General features: G+C 72.4%; 16 protein-coding genes and 1 tRNA gene. 5 read left to right on the top strand and 12 right to left on the bottom strand.

Annotated elements, in window-relative coordinates; genetic code table 11:
* Position 1: 1 nt before the first annotated feature.
* The 4 genes from ACWGH4_RS02885 to ACWGH4_RS02900 form a co-directional block, all read right to left on the bottom strand.
* Complete coding sequence (locus ACWGH4_RS02885; RefSeq protein WP_453454767.1) at positions 2–901, bottom strand: carbohydrate ABC transporter permease; 900 nt, start codon at positions 899–901, stop codon at positions 2–4.
* Positions 902–967: 66 nt separating this feature from the next.
* Positions 968–2,299, bottom strand: coding sequence for an ABC transporter substrate-binding protein (locus tag ACWGH4_RS02890; RefSeq protein ID WP_453454769.1), 1,332 nt, complete (start codon positions 2,297–2,299; stop codon positions 968–970).
* Positions 2,300–2,519: 220 nt separating this feature from the next.
* A complete protein-coding gene (locus tag ACWGH4_RS02895; protein ID WP_453454772.1) occupies positions 2,520–4,292 on the bottom strand; it encodes a glycoside hydrolase family 35 protein in 1,773 nt (590 codons plus the stop codon).
* Positions 4,293–4,329: 37 nt separating this feature from the next.
* Positions 4,330–5,388 carry a substrate-binding domain-containing protein gene (locus ACWGH4_RS02900; protein WP_441265577.1) on the bottom strand — a complete coding sequence of 353 codons (1,059 nt, stop codon included), beginning with the start codon at positions 5,386–5,388 and terminating at the stop codon, positions 4,330–4,332.
* A gap of 201 nt (positions 5,389–5,589) precedes the next feature.
* Here ACWGH4_RS02900 and ACWGH4_RS02905 point away from each other — a divergent pair, with 201 nt between their 5' ends.
* From ACWGH4_RS02905 to ACWGH4_RS02915, 3 genes are all read left to right on the top strand, one after another.
* Complete coding sequence (locus ACWGH4_RS02905) at positions 5,590–8,034, top strand: polysaccharide lyase 8 family protein (RefSeq protein ID WP_453454775.1); 2,445 nt, start codon at positions 5,590–5,592, stop codon at positions 8,032–8,034.
* Between the two features lie 104 nt (positions 8,035–8,138).
* Positions 8,139–9,248 (top strand): LLM class flavin-dependent oxidoreductase, encoded by a 1,110-nt coding sequence (locus tag ACWGH4_RS02910; RefSeq protein ID WP_453454777.1) that lies wholly within the window; start codon positions 8,139–8,141, stop codon positions 9,246–9,248.
* A 209-nt stretch (positions 9,249–9,457) separates the two neighbouring features.
* Positions 9,458–11,158 carry a glycosyl hydrolase family 18 protein gene (locus ACWGH4_RS02915; protein ID WP_453454780.1) on the top strand — a complete coding sequence of 567 codons (1,701 nt, stop codon included), beginning with the start codon at positions 9,458–9,460 and terminating at the stop codon, positions 11,156–11,158.
* 102 nt (positions 11,159–11,260) lie between these two features.
* Here ACWGH4_RS02915 and ACWGH4_RS02920 read toward each other — a convergent pair whose 3' ends face one another.
* On the bottom strand, positions 11,261–13,039 hold the full coding sequence (locus ACWGH4_RS02920) for a putative bifunctional diguanylate cyclase/phosphodiesterase (RefSeq protein ID WP_453454800.1): 1,779 nt from the start codon (positions 13,037–13,039) through the stop codon (positions 11,261–11,263).
* Between the two features lie 445 nt (positions 13,040–13,484).
* Here ACWGH4_RS02920 and ACWGH4_RS02925 point away from each other — a divergent pair, with 445 nt between their 5' ends.
* Positions 13,485–14,750 carry a M6 family metalloprotease domain-containing protein gene (locus ACWGH4_RS02925; RefSeq protein ID WP_453454802.1) on the top strand — a complete coding sequence of 422 codons (1,266 nt, stop codon included), beginning with the start codon at positions 13,485–13,487 and terminating at the stop codon, positions 14,748–14,750.
* 62 nt (positions 14,751–14,812) lie between these two features.
* On the opposite strand, the gene ACWGH4_RS02930 is transcribed toward ACWGH4_RS02925, so the two are convergent.
* From ACWGH4_RS02930 to ACWGH4_RS02960, 7 genes are all read right to left on the bottom strand, one after another.
* Positions 14,813–14,886 (bottom strand) — tRNA-Lys (locus ACWGH4_RS02930).
* On the bottom strand, positions 14,877–15,494 hold the full coding sequence (locus tag ACWGH4_RS02935; RefSeq protein WP_453454782.1) for a bifunctional DNA primase/polymerase: 618 nt from the start codon (positions 15,492–15,494) through the stop codon (positions 14,877–14,879). The genes ACWGH4_RS02930 and ACWGH4_RS02935 overlap by 10 nt, the downstream gene beginning before the upstream one ends.
* A gap of 397 nt (positions 15,495–15,891) precedes the next feature.
* Positions 15,892–16,233, bottom strand: a complete 342-nt coding sequence (locus tag ACWGH4_RS02940) for a hypothetical protein (protein WP_441265582.1) — start codon at positions 16,231–16,233, stop codon at positions 15,892–15,894.
* 80 nt (positions 16,234–16,313) lie between these two features.
* Complete coding sequence (locus tag ACWGH4_RS02945) at positions 16,314–17,696, bottom strand: AAA domain-containing protein (RefSeq protein ID WP_453454786.1); 1,383 nt, start codon at positions 17,694–17,696, stop codon at positions 16,314–16,316.
* A complete protein-coding gene (locus ACWGH4_RS02950; protein ID WP_453454789.1) occupies positions 17,693–19,291 on the bottom strand; it encodes a hypothetical protein in 1,599 nt (532 codons plus the stop codon). The genes ACWGH4_RS02945 and ACWGH4_RS02950 overlap by 4 nt, the downstream gene beginning before the upstream one ends.
* Positions 19,282–20,448, bottom strand: a complete 1,167-nt coding sequence (locus tag ACWGH4_RS02955) for a hypothetical protein (protein WP_441265585.1) — start codon at positions 20,446–20,448, stop codon at positions 19,282–19,284. Before ACWGH4_RS02955 ends, ACWGH4_RS02950 begins: the two co-directional genes overlap by 10 nt.
* Positions 20,378–21,268 (bottom strand): phosphatase PAP2 family protein, encoded by an 891-nt coding sequence (locus ACWGH4_RS02960; RefSeq protein ID WP_453454792.1) that lies wholly within the window; start codon positions 21,266–21,268, stop codon positions 20,378–20,380. The genes ACWGH4_RS02955 and ACWGH4_RS02960 overlap by 71 nt, the downstream gene beginning before the upstream one ends.
* A gap of 132 nt (positions 21,269–21,400) precedes the next feature.
* Here ACWGH4_RS02960 and ACWGH4_RS02965 point away from each other — a divergent pair, with 132 nt between their 5' ends.
* Positions 21,401–21,997 (top strand): histidine phosphatase family protein, encoded by a 597-nt coding sequence (locus ACWGH4_RS02965; protein ID WP_453454795.1) that lies wholly within the window; start codon positions 21,401–21,403, stop codon positions 21,995–21,997.
* Positions 21,998–22,168 lie beyond the last annotated feature (171 nt).

Here is a 22,168-nt window from a genome sequence, read left to right on the forward strand (position 1 = left end):
CTCACGCCTCCTTCCAGCGGTTGCCGAGCCGTGTGATGACGAACGAGAGCGCGGCGCCGAGCAGCGCCAGCATCAGTGAGGCGGCGGCGGCGAGGCCGTAGTCGTGTTCGGTGAAGGCGGCCTGGTAGATGAACATCACCGGGCTCCACTCCTGGGATATCGAGGACGCCCGGGTGCGCAGCACCTCCGGCTCGTTGAAGAGCTGGATCGCGCCGACGGCGGTGAACAGCATGGTGAGCACCACGGAGGACCGGATCATCGGGAGCTTCACGGACCAGCCGGTCCGCAGCTCGCCCGCGCCGTCCACGGTGGCCGCTTCGAGGGTCTCCCTCGGCACCGCCTGAAGGGCCGCGTAGAAGATCACCATGTTGTAGCCGATCCACTGCCACGCGGCGGCGTTGACGAGCGAGAAGATCACCGCGTCCGGCCCCAGGAAGTCCCAGTCGGCCCCCAAGGAGGAGAGGAGGTCGATGACCGGGCTGAGTCCTGGCGTGTAGAGGAAGCCCCAGATGATCGCCGCGATCAGGCCGGGTACGGCGTGCGGCAGGAAATAGGCGAGCTGGAAGAACTTCTTCGCCCGGGCCATCGCGGAGTCCACCAGCAGGGCGAGGAGGAGCGCGCCGCCCACCATGACCGGGATGTAGATCAGGCAGTACAGGGCCACATGCAGGAAGCCGCGGCGGAAACCGGGGTCGCCGAAGGCGCGCAGATAGTTGTCGACGCCGACGAAGAGGGTCTGCGTGCCGCCGAACCCCAGGCCCGAGGTGGCCTGTTCACGGAAGAGGCTCATCCACACCGCGTAGCCGACGGGGGCGACGAGGGTGGCGAGGAAGAGGAGGAAGAAGGGGGCGATGAAGAGCACCGGTGTGCTGCGCCGCCCGAGGCCGGGCCGGGGTGTCATCGGCGGTAACTCCTTGGGACGATCGGCTCGTCGGGCCGGCTGGGAGAGCCCGGCCCGACGCGGGGACTACTTCGCGAGCTTCAGGCCCCGGTCCGTGATCGCCTTCTCCGCCGCCGCCTGTCCGGCCTGGAACGCGGCCCAGAACTCGCCGCTCTTCTGCGCCTTGCCGAACTCGGCCTGCATGGTCATGGTCGTGGAGTTGTGCACGGGGCTCCAGCTCCAGCCCGCGGCGATGGCCGGCACCTGCTCGCCCGCGACCGCGTAGATGTCCTGGCCGCCGAAGAATGAGGCGTCGAACGTCGACTTCGCGGTGGCGCGCAGCTTCTCCGCGGCGGGCAGGGCGCTGGACGTCCCGGCGGCGAGACGGGCCTTGACCGCCTCCTCGTCGGTGGTCGCCCACTTGATGAACTCCGCCGCGGCGGCGGCCTTCTTGCTGTCCTTGGTGATGGCGAAGGCGGAACCGCCGACGGCGCCGGTCACCGGCTCGCCCCAGTGGGGGAGCGGGGCCTCGGCCCACTTGCCCTGCTGCTTCGGGTACGTCGTCTTGATCGATCCGGCGCTCCAGGACGCGCCGATCAGGGCGATCGCCCTGCTGTCGGTGACGGCCTTGGTCGCCTCGGGGCTCCACGCCTTGTGGTTGAGCACGAGGTCCTGCTTGACCAGGTCCTTCCAGTAGTCGGCGACCTTCTTGGTGGCCGGGTCGGTGATGTCCACCTTCCAGGCGTCGCCACTGGAGCCGTACCACCGGGCGCCCGCCTGCTGGGCGAGGCCGGCCCAGGTGGCGGTGTCGTCGCCCCAGAAGTCGAGGAGGCGGGCCTCGCCCTTGGAGGCGGTCTTCACCTTCTCGGCCGCCGCCTTGAACTCGTCCCACGTCGTGGGGACCTCGATGCCGTACTGCTCGAACAGGTCGGTCCGGTAGTAGAGCGTCTGGGGGCCCACGTCGTAGGGAGAGGCCCAGGTCCTGCCGCCGAGTTCGACCAGGTCGCGGACGGCCTCGGGGGCGTAGCTCTCGACGGAGTCGCCGAGCTCGGCGGAGGAGTCGCGGAGCAGGCCCTGCGTGACGAGGTCCGGGACGGCCTGGTACTCGACGTTGACGACGTCGGGCGCGTTGCCCGCCTTCACCGCCTTGGAGATCTTGTCGTAGCCGCCGTTCAGCCCCGCGGGGATCTCCGCGAAGGTGACCTTGATGCCGGGGTGGCTCTTGTTGAACGCCGCGGCCATGTCCTTGGTGCCGGGCATCCAGGACCAGTAGGTGATCTCGACGGGCTTGCCGGCGGTGCCGGTGCCGGCGTCCGCCTGGTCCCCGCCGCCGTTGCCCCCACACGCCGTGGCGAGGACCGCGAGGGACACGACGGCTGCCGCGAGGGCTATGGAGGACGTACGGGAAGTGGTGTGCATGAGCGCTGCTCCTACGGGAGGCCTGGGGGCTCGTCCGGCCCTGACCCGCCGGACAGCCCCCGAGGGGGCGGCGAGTTGCTGCACATCTTTCGGCCAGCTTCGAACAGAGTCAATAGCAAATGAACAAACGAGCAAAAACGATCGCGACTTCGATCCCTTGTGTTCGGTCGCTCAGCTCGGACCCGGCCGCCGCGGCCCGCCTCGCCGCCGCGGACCCGCCTCAGCCGAGCTCGGGCGCCTCGCGCAGCTCCACAACCGGACGGCGGTCCCGGGGCAGCGGCCCGTCCAGCTCCAGGACGGCGATCTCGTTGCGGCCCCGCCGCAGCAGCGGCCACGGCACATGGAGCGTCCGCTGCGGGCCGCGCTCCCAGTAGCGCCCCAGGCAGAAGCCGTTGACCCAGACGTAGCCCTTGCGCATGGCGGGCAGCGCCACATAGCTGTCGGCCGGCTCCGAGACGTCCAGGAACCCCCGGTGGAAGACCGGCCCGGGGCCGGAGCCCGCCGTCCCCCACGGCAGACCGTCGGGCGTGCCGTGGCCGAGTTCCACGGCCCGCGCCGACCAGCCGTGGAGCATCTGCTGGGTGTGCAGCACCCGGGCGACCCCCTTGCGATCACCGAGGGCGATGCCGTAGTTGACCCGGCCCATCGACTCGACGAGCAGCTCCACCCGTGCGTGCGGCCCGGCCACGGCGATGCCGGGCAGCGACTCGACCGCGTCCCGTTCCAGCACACCGGCCTCCGCGCCGTCCACGAAGACGTGCGCACGGTCGGCGAGCCCCTGCACCGAGAGGGGATAGGGGCCGCGCGGGCCCGGTATCCGGCTGCCGTACAGCACCAGACCGTGGCCGATGCCCAGTTCCTCGAACGACGGCGGCTCCGCGGCCCGCACCTCGGGCCCCGCCAGCAGGTCCAGCACGTCGAATAGGCGTACGGACTCCTCGAGCGCCACCTCGCCGGCCGGCAGCAGCGGCGCCGGCGGCTCGGGAGCGGGCAGCGGCCCGTCCGCGTACCGCTCCAGCACCTTGCGGAACGCCCAGAACTTCTCGGTCGCCGCTCCCCGCTCGTCGACGGGCGCGTCGTAGTCGTACGAGGTCACGGTGGGCCGGTAGCCCGTACCGGTCGCCGGGTCCTCGGTGTTGGCGCCGGCCCAGGTGGAGAAGTTGGTCCCGCCGTGCGCCATGTAGATGTTGACCGAGGCGCCGGCCGCCAGCAGTTCCTCCAGGACGCCCGCGGCGTCGGCCGGGTCACGTACGACGTGGTCGGTGCCCCAGTGGTCGAACCATCCGCACCAGAACTCCATGCACATCGCGGGATCGTCCGGGCGCAGCCGCGCCAGGTCCGCGAGCGCCTCCGCCGGGCGGCTGCCGAAGTTGACCGTGGCCAGGTGCCCGGGGAGGGTGCCGCCGGTCAGGAAGAAGTCGTCGGGGCCGTCGGAGGTGAACAGCGGCACGTCGATGCCGCGTGACCGCAGCCCGGCCGCCAGGTGCTCCAGGTAGCCCGTGTCCGTGCCGTAGGACCCGTACTCGTTCTCGACCTGCACCATGAGCACGTTCCCGCCGCGGCTGACCTGGTGGGCGGCGACCACGGGGATCAGCCGGTCGAACCAGCGGTCCACATGCGCGAGATACGCCGCGTCCTGGCAGCGCAGCGCGCGTACCTCCGGGTCTGCGAGCAGCCACCAGGGCAGTCCGCCGTTCTCCCACTCGGCGCAGATGTACGGCGAGGGCCGGACGATCGCGTGCAGCCCGGCCTCGCGGGTCGCGTGCAGGAACCGGTCGAGGTCGGCGATCCCGTCGAAGTCGTACACGCCGGGGCGCGGTTCGTGGAGGTTCCACGGCACGTACGTCTCCACGGTGTCGAGGCCCATCGCGCGGAGCATCCGCAGCCGGTGGGGCCACTGCTCGGGCAGCACCCGGAAGTAGTGGAGCGCGCCGGACAGCAGGCGCAGGGGTCGGCCGTCGAGGGAGAAACCCTCGGTGGAAACACGGAACATGAGGGTCTCTCCGTCGGACGTGATGGTTGCCGGTCGATCAGGCGCTGGAAGAGCGGACGTGCAGCTCGGGCAGGATCGCCAGCCGGTGCCTGGCCCTGCCCGGATCGGCGAGCCGGCGGGCGAGCAGTTCGACGGCCGCCGCCCCGACGGCGTGCTTGGGCGGGGCGATCGCGCTGAGCGGGATGTCGGCGAGGGAGGCGACCTCGTCGTCGTAGGCCACGATGGCGACGTCACCGGGCACGTCGATGCCGCGCGCCCGCAGGCGCTGGAGCACGACGATGGCGTCGTGGTCGTTGTGGATCAGCGCGGCGTCGAGCCGGCCGTCGGTGACCGCCGTGGTGAAGTCCGCCAGCAGCCTTTCCCGTTCGGCCGCCTCGCCGGCCGGCGGCGGCAGCCGGTACGGACCGGCTCCCGGTGCGTCGAGGCCGGCAGCCGCGAGACCGCCGCGGTAGCCCTCCAGCACCGGTTCTCCGTGCGGACTGTCGTCGCGGAGCATCAGGCCGATGCGCCGGCGTCCGGTGCCGGCCAGATGCTGTACGGCGAGCCTCGCCCCGTGGACGTGGTCGGTGACCACGCGCTCGGCGCCGGAGGCGTCGTCGCCGGGGCGGCGCTCCACCAGCACGTGCGGCACGGGCAGTTCGGCGAGCCAGGGCTGGGCGACGGCGAAGCTGCACGGCGTGATCAGCAGCCCGTCGATGCCGTCGGCGAGCATCTGGCGCGCCTGCGCCCGTTCCTCGTCGGAGCTGTACTGGGAGATGCCGAGGACCAGCCGTACGCCGTGCTCCGCGGCCGCCTCGCGGGCGCCCTTGATGACCTCGGGGTAGTAGTAGTCGGCGGCCGGGACGATCAGTCCGAAGACCGGCTCCTCGCCGCGGGGGCGGGGCCGCGACTCACCACCCGCCGTCCCGGTGCGGGTCTCCGGCAGGACGGCCCCTCCGTGCACCCGGGCGACGAGGCCGCGTTCGGCGAGGGCCTCCACGTCCCGGCGGACCGTGACCGGCGAGACCTGCAACTCCTCGGCGAACTCGGTGACGCGCAGCGATCCGTGCTCGCGCAGCCTGCGGAGTATCGCCTGATGCCTCTCTTCGGCGTGCATCTGCTCGGGTTCCCCTTCCCTCGGGCTGAGCTGCAGTGTAGCCGCCCTCTGATCGACTGTGCACGTTTCTGCTCGAACAATCAATTCGAGCAGAGAATGCGCGATTCATTGACTCGTTGTTCGGGCCTGTGAGAGAAACCGCTCACCCCGAGCGTGGGCCCGAGGCCCACGACGCCCCCTGGCTCCGGAGGTTCCTCCGTCATGTCCTCCACCGTCCCCGCCGCCTTCCTGTCCCGCCGCGCCGTGCTGCGCGCCGCCTCGGTCGCCGCCCTGGCCGCCGCCGCGGCCGGCCCGCTCACCACGGCCGCGGCACCGCCCGCGCACGCCGCCGACGCCTACGACGCGCTCCGCCTCACCTGGCACGATCTGATCCTCGGCACCGGTTACAGCCCCACGGCGGAACCGTACGCCTCCAAACTCGCCGCCCTCGGCCGCACGGCCGCCGCCCTCCGCTCGACGATGGCCCCCGCGAACGGCTCGCTCTGGCCCGAACTGCCGTACGCCGACCCGGAGCCGGACACCGACGCCGAGTCGTACACCTACTCCGGCAACCTCGGCATCAGCTTCAACCGGCTGCGCACCCTGGCCGAGGCCCACAGCAGGCCCGGCACCGGCCTGACCGGGGACGCCGGCCTGCTCGCCGACATCCTCACCGGCCTCGACCACCTGCACGGCGAGGCGTACCACGCAGGCGGCGTCCGCTACGGCAACTGGTACAACTGGCAGATCGGCATCCCGCAGGCGCTGCTCGACATCGACGTCCTGCTCCACGACCACCTGGGCGCCGCCCGGCTCGCCGACCACTGCGCGGCCGTCGACCGTTTCGTCCCGGACAGCGTCGTGGCCCAGTACACCGGCACCTCCACCGGGGCCAACCGTGTCGACCTGTGCCGCGTCCTCGCCCTGCGCGGGGTGATCGGCAAGAACTCCGCCAAGCTCGCCCTCGCACGCGACGCGCTCTCGCCGGTCTTCCCTTACGTCACCTCGGGCGACGGCCTCCACGCCGACGGCAGCTTCATCCAGCACACCTACGTCCCCTACGCGGGGTCGTACGGCGCCGTCATGCTCGGCGGCCTCTCCCTCATGTTCGCCCTCCTCCAGGGCTCCGCCTGGGAGATCACCGACGCCGGCCGGCAGATCGTCCTCGACTCGGTGGAGAAGGCGTACGCGCCCTTCCTCTTCAACGGGCTCGCCATGGACGGCGTCTCGGGGCGCGCCGTCAGCCGGGGCGTGCAGAAGTCGGACACCACCGGGCTCCACCAGGACGACCACCAGCGCGGCCATTCGATCATGGCCTGCATCGCGCTGCTCGCCCGCAGTGCCTCCGCCGCGCAGAAGTCCCGCTGGGACTCGATGGTCAAGGGCTGGATCGACCGCGATTACTACCGCCCGGTCCTGACCAGCCAGGCGCTCGGGGTGGCTCAGCTGTCCCGGCTGAAGGCCGTCGCCGACGGCCCGGCGCTGCCGGGCCCGGAGCCGGTCGGCCACCGTTTCTTCCCCGCGATGGACCGGGCGGTGCACCGCCGCCCCGGCTGGGCCGCCGCGCTCTCCATGGCCTCCCACCGGATCACCTACTACGAGAACGGCAACGGCGAGAACCTCCGCGCCTGGCACAGCGGCTCCGGAATGCTCTACTGGTGGGGCGACTCCTTCGCCAACGGCCAGTACTCGGACGACTTCTGGCCCACGGTCGACCCCTACCGGCTGCCGGGCACCACCGCCTCCCGCAAGACGCTGGCGGACGGCGAGGGAGGCACCTGGGGGGCGGCCCGCCCCGACGTCCGCTGGGTCGGCGGCGCGAGCGACGGGACGTACGCGGCGGTCGGCCAGTACCTCAAGGGGCTGTCCTCCACGCTCCTCGCCAAGAAGTCCTGGTTCTTCCTCGACGACGCGGTCGTCTGCCTCGGCGCGGGCATCCACGGCCGGGACGGCACGGGCGTCGAGTCCGTCGTCGAGAACCGCAACCTCGGCGCGGACGGCGTGCACGGCTTCACCGTCGACGGCACGCCCCGGCCCACCGCGCCCGGCTGGAGCGCCACCCTGACGGGGGCCCGCTGGGCCCACCTCGCGGGGCACGCCGGCTACGTCTTCCCGGGCGGCGCCACCGTGAAGGCCCTGCGCCAGGCCCGCACCGGCGCCTGGTCGGACATCAACAAGGGCGCTGTGACCGACCCGGTCACCCGCCGCTATCTGACGCTGTGGTTCGACCACGGCACCGACCCGACGTGGGCGACGTACGCGTACGTCCTGATGCCGGGCGCGAGCGAGGCGCAGACCGCCGCACGGGCAGCCGACACGGAGTGGCTCACCGTCCTCGCGAACACCGCCGACCATCAGGGGGTGCACGTCCCCAAGGTGGGCTTCACCGGCGTGAACTTCTGGTTCGGCGGCACGGTCGGGGCGCTGACCGCGAGCGCGCCGGCCTCCGTGATGATCCGCGAGAGCGGGGCCGGCACCGCGACGGTGTGTGTCTCCGGGCCGTTGCGCGACGGCGCCACCATCGACCTGACATGGGACCGCCGCGTCTCCTCCGTGACCTCCCAGGACAGCTCCGTGCGGGTGCTCGCCACCGGCCCGTCCCTGAAGCTGCGGATCACGCCCGGCACGCTGGGCGCCGTGCACAGGGCGGTGGTCCGGACGGCCTGAGCGGGTCGCCGCCGGCGCGGGCCTCCGGACGTGCGGGGAATAACCGGAGTCGCCCTCCTGTTGGCTGTCGAGGCTACGTACGACAGACGCAGGAGGGCCCAGCGGTGAACGCAGACGCAGTGGACGAGATCCGAGGCACGGCGGCCGGGACCGCCCCCGTACCCCTGTCCGTGCTCGACCTCGTCACCGTCGGCAGCGGGCGCACCGCCACCGACGCGCTGCGCACCAGCGTGGACCTGGCACGGCTCGCGGAGAGCCGCGGCTACCACCGGCACTGGGTCGCGGAGCACCACTCCATGCCCGGTGTCGCGTCCTCGTCCCCGGCCGTGATCCTCGCCCACCTCGCCGCCCACACCGAGCGCATCCGCCTCGGCTCCGGCGGCGTGATGCTGCCCAACCACGCGCCGCTCGTCATCGCCGAGCAGTTCGGCACGCTGGAGGCGCTCGCCCCGGGCCGGATCGACCTCGGTCTCGGCCGGGCCCCCGGCACCGACGGCGCGACGGCGGCGGCCCTGCGCCGCACCGACCGGCTGAACGAGGGGGCGGACGACTTCCCGCAGCAGCTCGCGGAGCTGACCCGCTTCCTGGACGACGACTTCCCCGACGGGCACCCGTACGCCCGCATCCACGCCGTCCCCGGCCCCGTGCAGGCGACCGCGCCCGGCGGTGTCCAGTCGCCGGCCCGCCCGCCGCTGTGGCTGCTCGGTTCCTCCGGTTTCAGCGCACGGCTCGCCGGTGTGCTCGGGCTCCCGTTCGCCTTCGCGCACCACTTCTCCGCGCAGAACACCGTCCCGGCGCTGGACCTCTACCGCGAGTCCTTCCGGCCGTCCGCGGTGCTCGACGCCCCGTACGCCCTGATCGGCGTCTCCGCGCTCGCCTCCGACGACGAGAAGGAGGCCCGCCGGCAGGTCCTCACCGGCGCGCTGTCCATGGTGCGGCTGCGCACCGGCCGTCCGGGGCTGATCCCGACGCCGGAGGAGGCGGAGGAGTACGACTTCGGCCCGATGGAGCGCGAAGTGGCCGAGAGCTGGCTGCGCAACGTGGTGCACGGCACGCCGGACGCCGTCCGTGCCGGACTCGACGACCTCCAGAAGCGCACCGGCGCCAACGAGTTGATGATCACGGCCAACGCGCACGGCGGCGAGGCCCGGCTGCGCAGCTACGAACTCATCGCCGACGCGTACGGACTTCCGGCCGCGCCGGTTCCTTCCTGAGCCGTTCGGCAGTGGCTCATTAACGAGGGCTTAAACCGCTCGTCACCCAGGGTGTCGGGCGGTTTTTCGCAACGGGTGCAGGCCTCTGACAAGGTGCTTCTGGCTCAAATTGGTCTAGTCCTCATTTGGTGCAGACCATTGACGCGGACTTCGGGTGGCGGCTATCACTGCTCCAACTCCCGTACCACGCACCCCCTCGGAGGCCGCACGTGCACGTCCGCAGACCCTTGCTCGCAGCGCTCACCAGCGCGGCACTCGCCGCCGGAGCGCTGGCGGCCGTCGTCGGCCCCGGTTCCGCCCAGGCCGCCGACGCAGCGCCGGCGGCCGCTTCGACCGGTGGCGTCAAGATCGCCTACTACGACCAGTGGAGCGTGTACGGCAACGCCTTCTACCCCAAGCACCTCGACACCCGGGGCATCGCGGAGAAGCTCGACGTCATCAACTACTCGTTCGGCAACATCCACCCCACCGAACTGACCTGCTTCGAGGCCAACAAGGCCGCCGGCGACGACGCCAACCCCAACGCCGGTGACGGCGCGGGCGATTCGTACGCCGACTACCAGCGCTCCTTCTCGGCCGCCGACAGCGTGGACGGCGTGGCCGACACCTGGAACCAGCCGATCGTGGGTGTCTTCAACCAGTTCAAGGAGCTGAAGGCCAAGCACCCGCACCTGAAGATCAACATCTCGCTGGGCGGCTGGACCTACTCCAAGTACTTCCACGACGCGGCCAAGACGGACGCGAGCCGCAAGAAGTTCGTCGCCTCGTGCGTCAAGCAGTACATCGCCGGAGACCTGCCCGTCGAGGGCGGCTACGGCGGCCCCGGCACCGCCGCCGGGATCTTCGACGGCATCGACGTCGACTGGGAGTACCCGGGCTCGCCCGACGGTCACCTCGGCAACCACTACGGCCCCGAGGACAAGCAGAACTTCACGCTGCTGCTGGCCGAGTTCCGCAAGCAGCTCGACGCGTACGGCGCCGCGCACGGCGGCAAGAAGTACCTGCTGACCGCCGCCCTCCCGGCCGGCCAGGACAAGATCAGGCACATCGAGACCGACAAGATCGGCGCGTACCTCGACTACGCGAACATCATGACGTACGACATGCACGGCGCCTGGGACGGCGACGGGCCCGCGTACCACCAGTCGCCGCTGTACTCCCCGGCGTCCGACCCGACCGACCCCGTCAAGCCGGGCACCCAGAAGTACTCGATCGACAACGCCATCGACGCGTGGATCGACGGCAACAGCGCCTACGGCATCGCCGGCGGATTCCCGGCCGGCAAGCTCACGCTCGGGTACGAGTTCTACTACCGCGGCTGGAAGGGCGTCCCGGCGGGCACCCGCAACGGCCTCGGCGGCAGTGCCACCGGCGCGTCGGCCGCCCGGCCCGTCAGCCAGCAGGCGGGCATCGCGCACTACAAGGAACTCGGCGGCATCGTCGACAACCCGGCGACCACCTTCTGGGACGACGAGGCGAAGGCCGCGTACTTCTACAAGGACGGCGAGTTCTTCACCGGCCTCGACCAGCGGGCCGTCCAGGCACGGGCGGACTACGCGCACGAGCGTGGGCTGGCGGGGGCGATGATGTACTCGCTGCTCGGCCTGGACACCGGGGCGACCCTGTTCCACCAGATCGTGACCGCGGTCGGCTCGTCCCCGACGGACCCGGAGCCCACGCCGACCCCGACCGAGCCGAACCCGACGCCGACCGAGCCGACACCCACCCCGACGCCGACGGAGCCGCAGCCCGGTTGCACCGCGGCCGCCTGGACCTCCACCGCCGTCTACAACAACGGCGGCGAGGCCTCCCACAAGGGCCGTCTCTGGAAGGCCAAGTGGTGGACACAGGGCGAGGAGCCCGGCACCACGGGCGAGTGGGGAGTCTGGCAGGACCTCGGCGCCTGCTGAACCGACCCGCCACGTACTGATCCCCCACGGCCGGCGGCCGTGGGGGATCCCCGTGTCCGGACCGCGGCACCCCGCCGCCGTGAGCGGCAGGGCGAGGATTCCTCAGCCCGGCGTCGTGGCCGGCTGATGGCAGGGCCCCGCGCCCAGCATCTCCGCGATGCGCTCCGGACCGACCGCGCGTGAGTAGAGCCAGCCCTGGCCCGTGTCGCAGCCGATCCGGCGCAGCCGGGACGCCTGGCCCGAGGTCTCCACGCACTCCGCGGTGACGGTCAGGCCGAGCCGGTGGGCCAGTTCCACCAGGGCCTGGACGATCGTCTCGTCGGCCGGGTTGGCGTGGGCCTCGTCCTGGAAGCCGCGGACAAACGTTCCGTCGAGCTTCAGTACGGATACCGGCAGCCGGCTCAGGTACGCGAGGTTGGAGTAGCCGGTACCGAAGTCGTCGATGGCGATGTGCACGCCCATGTCGCTCAGCGCCTGGAGCGCCTGGAGCGGCCGGCCCGCCGACCCCATCACCGCGGACTCGGTGAGCTCCAACTGGAGCAGATGTGCGGGCAGACCCGTCTCCGCGAGGATCTCGGCGACATCGGCGACCAGGTCGGAGTCCCAGACCTGCCGCACGGCGACGTTGACGCTGACGAACAGCGGCGGGACGTCCGGGTGGTCGAGCTGCCACTGTCTGGCCTGCCGGCACGCCGTGCGCAGCACCCACTGCCCGAGCTGCACGATCGAGCCGTCCTCCTCGGCGATCGCGACGAACCGATTCGGCGTGAGCGTGCCGAACCGCGGGTGATTCCAGCGCACGAGCGCCTCCACACCACGCGTCACTCCGTCGGCCATGCCCACCAGCGGCTGGTACTCGAGGGTGAACTCCCCGCGTTCCACGGCCGGACGCAGCATCGAGGAGAGCGCCTGCCGGGTCATCCGGTGCGCGTTCCGCTCGGGGTCGAAGAGCGTCCAGCGGGACTTGCCGTCCTCCTTCGCCCAGTACAGCGTCGTGTCGGCGGCCTGCATCAGGCCGGTCGCGCTCGTCCCCGACACCGCACGCTCCACGACACCGATCGACGCGGACACCGACAGCCGCTGGCCTGCCAGGTCGAACGGCTCCTGGAGGGCGGCCAGTACGGACCTGGCGAGGTCGGCGACCTGCTCCGTGCCGGTGGAGTCCTCGACGAGGATCGCGAACTCGTCACCGCCGAGCCTGGCGACCAGATGGCCGCCGCCCCGCCCGGTGCCGCCCGCGTCCGCGCACTCGGCCAACCGGGTGGCGACGGCGGCGAGCAGCCGGTCGCCGACGCGGTGCCCGAGGGTGTCGTTGACGGCCTTGAACCCGTCGAGATCGAGGTAGCACAGGCCGATCCGGCCGGTGGAGCCCTGGTCGTAGGGGGAGGACTCCAGCGCGGCTGTCAGCCGCTCGAAGAACAGCGCCCGGTTGGGCAGCCGGGTCACCGGGTCGTGCATCTGGAGATGCCGCAGCCTGGCCCGTAGTTCGCGCCGGTCGCTGATGTCCGCGACGGACAGCAGCACGGTGCCGCTGTCGGGCACGGGGGAGACGGTCACCTCTGCCCACAGCGCACGCCCGTCCGGGTGCTTGAGACGGCGGGTGCAGCGGAACCGCGAGCGGCGGCCGCGCAGCACCTCGCGGTACGCGTGCCAGGTGCGGGCGTCGGAGGCGAGGTCGATGAGATCGGCCGCGTACCGGTCGCGCAGCTCCACGGGCCGGGTGCCCAGCAGCGCGGCGAGCGCCTCGTTGGCGCTGATCACCAGGCCCCGGTGGTCGACGACGGCCATGGCCAGTTGTGCCGCGTTGAAGGCGGCCCGGTAATCGCGCAGTTCGGACGACGTCCGGCCGAAGTTGTGACGCTCCGTGACCGAGGGTCGGATGCTTCCGGGGACTGCGACGCCCGCGGGCCCTTGTCCTTCGGAGGTTCCGCTCACCGCTCACTCCCGCAGTGCAGTTGTGTCGTACAGGGTCGTACAAATGTGGTCGGGGGACGGCCCGCCAAGGCAGTCGGCGAAGAAATCCAGCAAGAACTCGGGGAAAGTGTGCCGATCATAGAGGCAGCGGACGCGGCCCTTCCAGCGTGACCATCATGCGACAGGGCCTCCAGAGGGAACGGCCGATCGTTTCTGCATGGGTCCGGACCGGGCTCTGGCGACCCCTGACCGAATGTGACTTTCCGTGAGCCATCGGAGTGTCGTCGGGTCTCGGAGCGGCATCGGCCCGGTGTCAGGTCGGTCACCCGAGTGGGGCACCGGAACAGGGCGAACCATCAGAAAACATCACAGGGTGGGTGACGCAACCTGCATTCCGCAGCCGGAGGTCCACGTGGAGGGTCAGCAGTCGCCCGAGGGAACACCCGGGAGAGTGGAAAGGGTGCGGCTGCGGAGTGCCGCCGCCGGGCTCACTTCCCTCTTGGCGTTCGCGGCCACCTCCCTCGTGGCCGGTCCGGCCGTCGCCGATTCCGTGGGCGGCCCCTGCGCGCTGCCCCGGACCACGGCCCACCACTCGCTGGGCCTCGACACCTGGAACGCCGCCTACACCCGGCCGGCCACCGGCCTCGACGCGGTGATGATCTTCCTCTCGTTCCCGGACTCCGAGCCGCTGAACGCCCCCCACGAACTCGCCGCCGACCACTTCCCCGCCACCAGCGACTTCTTCCTGCGCGCCTCGTACGGGAAGTTCTCGCTGCGTGCCGAGCCGCTGACCGAGTGGCTGCCCATGCCCAAGCCCTCCGTCGCCTACGGGATACAGCGCGACTGGGACCCCGAGAAGCGCGCCGCCTATCTCCGGGACGCGATCGACGTGGCCGACCGCGAGGTCGACTTCTCCGAGTACGACATCGTCTACCTGGTCGCCGACCCCGACGCGCCCGGAGTCGACTCGGACGCGACCAAGGTCGTCAACCTGGACCGGCCGCTGAACGCCGATGGCACTGACATCCGGCGGGTGGTCACCGTCTTCGAGCGCCACCCGCCGGACCGCAACGTGCTCGCCCACGAGACCGGCCACGTCTTCGACCTGCCCGACCTCTACCACCGGCCCGTCGACGGCAACGGCGACTGGGACACCCACGTCGGGGACTGGGACGTCATGGGAAGCCAGTTCGGACTCGCACCGGACCTGTTCGGCTGGCACAAGTGGAAGCTGGGCTGGCTGACCCGGCAGGAGGTGCGGTGCGTCTCCGCGGAGCGCGGCAGCGGCATGGTGACCCTCGAACCCGTGGCCGCCGCGCCCGTGGGCGGCGGGAGCATCGGGACCCGGCTGGCGGTCGTCCGCACCGGACCCGACAGCGCGCTCGCGATCGAGGCCCGCGGAGCCACCGGCAACGACACCTACACCTGTACGGAGGGCGTGCTCCTCTACCGGGTGCGGGCCGAGACGGCGTCGGGAGCCGGGCCCGTCGAGGTCGTCGACACCCACCCGGACACGGACGCCTGCTGGGAGGAGTCGGTCTACCCGCCGCTCGCGGACGCGCCACTGCGGGTCGGTGAGACCTTCACCATGCCGGGGCCGCCGGGCGGACGGGCGCGGGTGGAGGTCGCGGAAAGGACGCAGACAGGGGCGTGGACGGTGAAGATCACCACTGCCTAGCGCCGTCCTGTTCCGGACACGAAGAAGGTCCCCCGCTCTCGCGAGGGACCTTCTTCCGTCTGTGCGCCGCCAGGGACTCGAACCCCGGACCCGCTGATTAAGAGTCAGCTGCTCTAACCAACTGAGCTAGCGGCGCCTGCTGACGTCGTAGACCTTAGCATCCTGATCGGCGGGAGGAAAAATCGATACCCGCACCCCCGCGGAGGCCTTCGCGCGGACCGCCCGTACACACGCCCACAGCAGGACCTCCGGGCCCGGGAGCCAGGGCCGGCGGGTGTCCGGGGCGACCACCCAGCGCGGTTCGTAGGCGGTGTTCGCGGGGATCAGCGGCGGGACGGTGACGGCGTCGCCCGTGCCGTGGCACAGCAGTGGCGGAACGGCGTCGCCCCACTCCTCCCAGTCGAGCAGCGACGGCAGCCGCTGGGCCGTGCCGGGCGCGGCGAACAGCATCATCCGGCCCCGGTGCACGGCGACGGGCCCGGACCCGGGGCCCTCCTCCCACAGCCGGTCCAGCATCCGGCGGCCGAAGATCGAAGGCACGGTCACCACGTCGAACACGGAGCCGCAGGGCAGCACGGCGGGGGCGGTCGGCCGCGCCTCCCACTGGGCGAGCGCCGACCGGGGGTACGTCTCCGCGGAGGCGAGCCAGCCGGCGCCGGGGGGTGTCACACGGGCCGCGGCGCGGTCCTCCTCGTCGGCGGGCACGTGCGTCAGCAGGGATGGGTCTCGAAGCCATGCGGTCATGCTTCATGCTTACCGGGGGTGATACTGCAATTTCACCGGGTTGGCAGAAACAAGGACAGGACGGGGCGGAGGGGAGTATCTTGCGCCGTCGGCATATGCGAAGTGATGTTGACCGGAGCCCCGCCCCCACTCCCCGTAGCGGCGGCTGCCCGCCCGGGCCCCGCGGAGCGGGCTAGGGCCTCTCGTTTGGATCATGCCGGGCTCGCGGACCCTGGCACGCACTCCCCCGTAGCCCTCCGGGCACGGGAGGTGCCCCCACGCCGCGTTGTCGTCGGTCGGCATGGCTCCTCCCCCGTAGCCCTCCGGGCACGGGGGCACCCCCAGCCTCCCTCCTCCGCCTTGCGATCGCACGCACCAGACCCCGCTCCCTGATCCGGCCTGATCCAAACGAAAGACCCTAGGTGACAGCGCCGCGCAGGAGCTCCTCGCCGAAGTCGATCATCTTGCGGGCATAGTCCTCGGTCCAGCCGGCCCGCTCCGCGATGTCCGCGGGCGTCAGCCGGTCGAAGCGGCGGGGATCCGCCAGCTGGGCCGCCGCGACGGCCTGGAACTCCACCGCCCGGTCCGTCGCCGCCCGGAAGGCGAGTGCCAGCTCCGTCGCGCGGGCCAGCAGCTCGCGCGGGTCCTCCATGGACTCCAGGTCGAAGAAGTGCTCAGGGTCGGCGGCGGCCTCCGACGGCTCGAAGAGCAGCGGGCCCGGCCGCATCCTGCGCTCGGTCGTCCGCTCCGGTTCCGCCATGTCCTTACTCCTCCTCGTCACGGCCCGCGCCCCGGACCGCCATCCATTGTCCCGCGCCGCGCAAGAGGGCCTCAGGCCATTCAGGGCCGCCACAGCACCCGGTGCTCGGCCAGATGGGCAAGCACCGCGTGATTCGCCTCCCAGCCGTCCGGGAACTTCACCGTCACGCCCAGCTGGACCGGCTCCGTGGACGGGTGCTCGTCGAGCAGCTCGCCCACACCGGCACGGCACACCACGATGCAGGCGTGCCGGTGCCGGGAGGCGAGGACGCACAGCCGGCCGGTCTCCAGGTGGAACGCCGTCGCGTCGGGCCGGCCGGACAGGGGATGGAGTACGACGGTCACGTCGTACTCACGGCCCTGGAGGCGGTTCGCGGTGTCGACCGTGACGCCGGTGACGCCCAGGTCCGCCAGCGCGGCGCGCACCGCGGCGGCCTGGTCGCGGTGGGCCGTGCCGACGGCGATCCGGTCCGAGGTGAGCGGCACCGGCTCCTCGGACCGCTCCGAGACCGCGGCGCCGCCGCGATCGAGCAGCCGGCGCACCACCAGCGCCACGGCCCGTACCGCCTCCGGATCGGTCCGCGGCGTGTGACGCGGGGGAAGCTCCAGCAGCCCCCAGCCGGAGGCGGCCGCCTCGTCGAGAACCCGGTCCGGCCCGGAGCCGTCGGACGGCACACCGAACGAGAGCCTCCGGTCCCCGTCGCCCGTGCCGCTGCGGAACGGTGTGTACGGGTAGAACGCGTCGGACACCAGCGGCGCCGCGGACGCAGGCAGCCGCCAGGAGACCGGCAGCCGGTGCTGCGGCAGCTCCGGGTTGTGCGCGAGGAGCGTCGACACCGCGCTCGCGGACGGGTCGTAGGAAAGGCCCGCCCACTGCTCTGCACCGACCACGGAGAACGGGTCGAGCTGGCCCGGGTCGCCGACGAAGAGCGCACGCTCGAACAGCCCGGCGACGGCCAGCAGCGCGTCGGAGCGCATCTGGTACGCCTCGTCGACGATGGCGTGTCCCCAGGGCTCGACGCCCTGCACATGCGCCCACTTGGCCGCCGTGGAGATGACGACGTCCAGACCGGCCAGGTCACCGGCCTTCGCCGACTTGCGGACGTTGTCCAGTTCGTCGAGAGCCTTGTCGTACGGGTCGGAGTCGTTCGAGTGCAGACGGCCGACGGGAAGCCCCGGCTCCTTCTCCGCGAGCCGCAGCACCAGGTCGTCCACCTGCGCGTTGGTCTGCGCGACGACCATCAACGGACGGCCCGCCGCCGCCAGTTCGAGTGCCGCCCGCACCACAAGGGTCGACTTGCCGGCGCCCGGCGGGGAGTCGACGACGACGCCCCTGGCGGAGCCGTGGAGGGTGTCGGCGAGGATGCCGGCCGTGGCACGCGCGGCCTCCGCGGCGGGATCGAACGGCGCCGTGGGAACCGGTGCCGTGGCCGGAGGGAACGGCGCGGCGGAAGGGGGTGTCACAGGAGGTCCTCCGGGGTGACGAGGTCCGGGATCTCGGCCGTGTCGGTGCGCGGCGGCCCGCCGTGCGTCCACGGCGTCTCCTCCGGATCCGGCAGCTTCGGCCCGCCCCGCTGGTCGTGCTCGAACAGAGTCCAGGCGATACGGTCCCCCTTGGCCGGCACCGACCCCTCCGCGGGGTCCTTGGCGCGGCCCATCCGGTCCATGACGCGCAGCACCAGCGTGCCCTCGTCCTCGTACCGCACGAACTCGGCCGTCTGAGGCTTTCCCTCGAGCGAGCGGTACACCTTCACCCGCTCGCCGAGGTGGGGGCGGTCGTCCGTGCGGACGGTCACCAGCGGACGGGGACTCGGCCGCTTCGACTCGGACCAGGCCATCTCCACGTCGATCACCTCCGACAGGAACGCCTCGCCCGCCAGCCGGCGGCCCGCCAGCACCAGCGGATCGTCCAGTGCCTCCTGGGCCTCCAGTTGCGCCTGCGCCGTCTCCCGCGCGGCCAGCTTCTGCGCGGCGGTCACCGCGTCGTCGCGCCGCGGCTGGGGCGGCTCACCGGCGCGGACCCGGTCGCGGTGCGCGGTGAACGACCACCGGTCACGGGTCCAGCGGTCCTCGACGCGGGAGCCCTCCGGCAGCGCGCGCATCAGCTCGACCGTGCGCCACACGGCGGACCAGGTGGGCCGCATCTGGTCCGCGACCAGGCGCCGGATCTCCCGCTCCGCGCGGTGCAGCTCGCCCAGCCGCTCGTCGGCGCTGCCGCCGTCCTCGGCCGTCGCCAGCAGTTGCCGGGCCCGGTCGTAGCGCTCCATCGCGGGCGCCAGCCGCCGGTTGTCGAAGACCGGGTCGGTCGCCGGCCCCGCCGGCGGGCACAGCAGCATGCCCTCCCGGTCCCGGCCCAGCTCGGCCCGCAGCGCGGCCTCCGCGCCGGAGTCGCCGTCCGGCGCGTCGTCCGCCTCGATCCAGGCGAGCAGTGCGCCCAGGTGCTGGTCCTCCAGCGAGGACTGGCCGGTCGCCCAGTGGCGGTTCAGCAGATCCGTCGCCGCGAGCAGCAGGGAGGAGCCCGGGACCCGGGCCCGCTCCCCGTAGTGGGTGAGCCAGCGGCCCAGCAACGGCACACGGGGCGGTGCCGGGTAGGGCGTGTCGGGGTCCTGCTCGGCCGTGCGACGGAACCGCATCGAGCGTCCCAGCAGCCGCACGAACTCCACGCCCGCCCGGCTCGGCACGATCAACTGCGGCGCGTCCGCGCACAGTTCGACCTCCACGGTGACCCTCTTGCCGGTCTCCGCGTCGGTCTCCTTGCGCTCGACGTGCTCCACCTCGTCCCCGAAGCCGTCGAGATACGGCAGGACCACGTCGGCCAGCTCCGCCAGGAACGCCGAACGCAGGTCGCGGTCGCGCGGCTGGGCCACGACCAGCAGCCGCGGCTCCTCGGGGTCCGTCCCCACCAGCGCGCCGAGCGGCGCCCCGGCCTCACCCGCGGTCGTCAGCGGCACGAACACCAACGGGCGCTCGGCCACCCGCCGGTGGCGGACCGTCGCCAGCGGCTGCGCCCGGCCCCTCTCGACCGCCTCCAGCCGGGCGAGGGTGGCGATCAGCGACATGCTCCGGCCTCCTGCCCCGCCGCCGCGCCCCGCTGCGCAGGATCCGCCTCGGCCAGCGCCTCGGCCCGCAGCGCGGCCGCCCGCCGGAGCGCCGCCACCGCCGGGTCGGCCGGGTCCCCGGCCTCGCCGCGTGCCGCCGCCAGCACCTCGCCGATGGTCGTCAGCCCGCCCAGCTCACCGCGGACCGACCGGCCCAGCGTCTCCACCGCACCGGCCTGCCTGGCCCGGTCACGGCAGTGGAAGGCCAGCTCGCAGGCGGCGAGGCACTCGGGCGCGTACGCGTGCGGGACGGACTCGACCGCAGCCGTCAGCTCGTCCGGCGAACAGCCGTCGAGGTCGAAGGTGACGCCCTCCGGGAGCCCGGCCGCGATGTCCTCGACACGGGTCAGCCTGGCCAGCTGACGGCGGGTCACCGACAGCTGCTTGCGCACGTCCACGGCGGACGCGGTCGGCAGGTTGGAGAAATCCTTGGGGCAGACCAGCAGGATGCTGTGCGCGACCCGCGCGCCGTCCGTGACGGCGGCGACCCGCTCCAGCGCCAGGACGTACACCGCGGCCTGGCGGGCGGCCGCACCCACCTTCGACGCGTCCGCCGACGCGTCGACCATCGGGAACGACTTGATCTCCACGACCGTCCACCGGCCGTCGGGGTGCACCACCACCGCGTCCGGCTCCAGATACGCGGGCGAGCCCGCCACGTCCAGGGCGAGCAACGGATGGTCGAGCAGCGTCCACGCCCCGGCGGCCGTCGCCTCGCGCAGCGCCAGCGCCGTACGCGCGGCACGCCCCTCGGGGCCGGCCGCCGACAGATCCGGCACCAGGGCGCCCGCCGGGTCGTCGAGCCCCAGCAGGCGCAGCAGCTCCTTGCCGCCGTCGGCCTTCACCTTCGCCTCGAAGGCGTTCCCGCGCATGAAGGCGAACTGCGACTGCCCGAACGTCCCCGGAGCACCCAGCGCGGAGGCGAGCGCCGCCTTGTCCACCCCGGCGCCGTCCAGCAGCGCCCGGCGCCGGCACCCCGGGTTGGCGGCGAGGGCCGCGAGGGCGCGGGCGTCCAGCGGATGGGGCTGCGCGGCAGGGCCCCGCAGCTCAGCGAGCCGTTGCCGGAGTGCTGTCGTCGGCGCCTGCGGAGGGGGTCCGCTGCCCAGGGATTCGCTCACCCGCGGAAGTCTCGCATCCGCCACCGACAACAGGGGAGGCGGCGACCGCCGCGGTGGGGCGCGGCCCGCCGGTGAACCGTTCGCGCGTGCGGTCGGCGAGACGCAGGGCGGGCCTGGTCAGCAGTGCCCCCGCGCACATGACGGCGGCGCCGGCCACCGCGTCGAGGAAGTAGTGGTTGGCCGTGCCCATCACCACGACCGTGGTGAGCAGCGGGTAGGCGACGGCCAGAGCCAGCACGAGCGGCGTACGGCCGTGCCGCCACAGCATCACACCGACCCACAACGCCCAGCCGACGTGCAGGCTCGGCATCGCCGCGTACTGGTTCGTCATGCCGCCGAGCCCCCGCGGCGCGCTCGCCTCCGCGCCCCACCAGCCGTACGAGCTGTACTGCGCCATCGTGTCCACGAACCCGTGGCCGGCGTCCAGCAGCCGCGGAGGGCAGGTCGGCATCAGTGTGAAACCGGCCAGCCCGAGGAGCGTCGAGAGCATCAGCCAGGTGCGGGCCGCGCGGTAGTGGAGCGGGCGGCGGCGGAAGAGCCACACGAGGACGGCGGGGGTGGCCAGGTAGTGGAGCGAGGCGTACGCGAAATCGGCGGGTATGCCGAGCGCGGGCATCTCCGTGAAGAGACGGTTCAGCGGATGCTCGGCGTTGAGCAGGAGTGCCTTCTCGGCCCGGAGTATCGCGAGTCCGTTGTCGACGGCCGTGGAGACGTCGCCGCGGGCGAGGAGCCGGCCGGCCGAGTACGCCGCGTAGACGACGGCGATCAGCAGCAGCTCGGTCCACCAGCGAGGCCGGTGGCGAGGCGCGGTCTGCGGCATCCGGTCGGTCTCCGTCCCCCGTCGGGATCACTCGTCCGGGGAGGGGGACGCCGAGATCGGCGCGGAGGTTGCCTGAAGTTCAGGTGCGGGATGATGGAGCGACATCGATCGTGAACCTCAGGAGAGCTCCCCATGGCACCGCGGATCCTGCTCGCCCGGCACGGCCAGACCGAATGGTCGCTGCTCGGAAGGCACACCGGCAGGACGGACATCCCCCTGCTCGAGGAGGGCCGGCGCGGCGCCAAGCTGCTGGGCGAGCGGCTTCACCGGGCGCCGTGGTCGGGGCTGGAAGGGGTCGAGATCCGTACCAGCCCGCTGATCAGGGCGAGTGAGACGTGCGCGCTGGCGGGCTTCGGGGAGCGGGCGCAGGCCTGGGACCCGCTGATGGAATGGGACTACGGCGCGTTCGAGGGCCTCACGCCGGCCGAGATCCAGGACATCCGGCCCGGCTGGCTCCTGTGGAGCGACGGCGCACCCGACGGCGAGACCCGCGCGGACGTGTCCGCCCGCGCGGACGAGGTCGTCGAATGGGCCCGCTCGGCCGACCGCGACGTACTGATCTTCGCCCACGGCCACATCCTGCGTTCGATCGGGGCGAGGTGGCTGGGCGAGCACATCTCCTTCGGGGCGCGCATCCGGCTGGATCCGACGAGCCTGTCGGTGCTGGGGTGGGCGTACGGGGAGCCGGCGATCGAGCGGTGGAACGACACGGGGCACCAGGAGGGGTGACGGTGGGGGCCGCGCCGGGTGGGTGTCGCCTGCGGCGGGCTTGTTCCCCTACCCACCCCTTCCCGCTGTACCGATGTGCGGCTCCGCCGCGTGGCGGGGCAGGCCCCGGGCCCCTTACCGCGCTCCGCGCGGTGTCCTCAAACTCCCCCTACGGCCCGGCGCTCGTGGGAG

The sequence above is a fragment of the Streptomyces sp. NPDC054847 genome (assembly GCF_053610925.1).

Excerpts from the sequence above, each read along its gene's own strand:
- ACWGH4_RS02885 (WP_453454767.1), bottom strand. The coding sequence starts at position 901 with ATGACACCCCGGCCCGGCCTCGGGCGGCGCAGCACACCGGTGCTCTTC.
- ACWGH4_RS02960 (WP_453454792.1), bottom strand. The coding sequence starts at position 21,268 with ATGCCGCAGACCGCGCCTCGCCACCGGCCTCGCTGGTGGACCGAGCTG.
- ACWGH4_RS02905 (WP_453454775.1), top strand. The coding sequence starts at position 5,590 with ATGTCCTCCACCGTCCCCGCCGCCTTCCTGTCCCGCCGCGCCGTGCTG.
- ACWGH4_RS02895 (WP_453454772.1), bottom strand. The coding sequence starts at position 4,292 with ATGTTCCGTGTTTCCACCGAGGGTTTCTCCCTCGACGGCCGACCCCTG.
- ACWGH4_RS02950 (WP_453454789.1), bottom strand. The coding sequence starts at position 19,291 with ATGTCGCTGATCGCCACCCTCGCCCGGCTGGAGGCGGTCGAGAGGGGC.
- ACWGH4_RS02900 (WP_441265577.1), bottom strand. The coding sequence starts at position 5,388 with ATGCACGCCGAAGAGAGGCATCAGGCGATACTCCGCAGGCTGCGCGAG.
- ACWGH4_RS02890 (WP_453454769.1), bottom strand. The coding sequence starts at position 2,299 with ATGCACACCACTTCCCGTACGTCCTCCATAGCCCTCGCGGCAGCCGTC.
- ACWGH4_RS02965 (WP_453454795.1), top strand. The coding sequence starts at position 21,401 with ATGGCACCGCGGATCCTGCTCGCCCGGCACGGCCAGACCGAATGGTCG.
- ACWGH4_RS02935 (WP_453454782.1), bottom strand. The coding sequence starts at position 15,494 with ATGACCGCATGGCTTCGAGACCCATCCCTGCTGACGCACGTGCCCGCC.
- ACWGH4_RS02940 (WP_441265582.1), bottom strand. The coding sequence starts at position 16,233 with ATGGCGGAACCGGAGCGGACGACCGAGCGCAGGATGCGGCCGGGCCCG.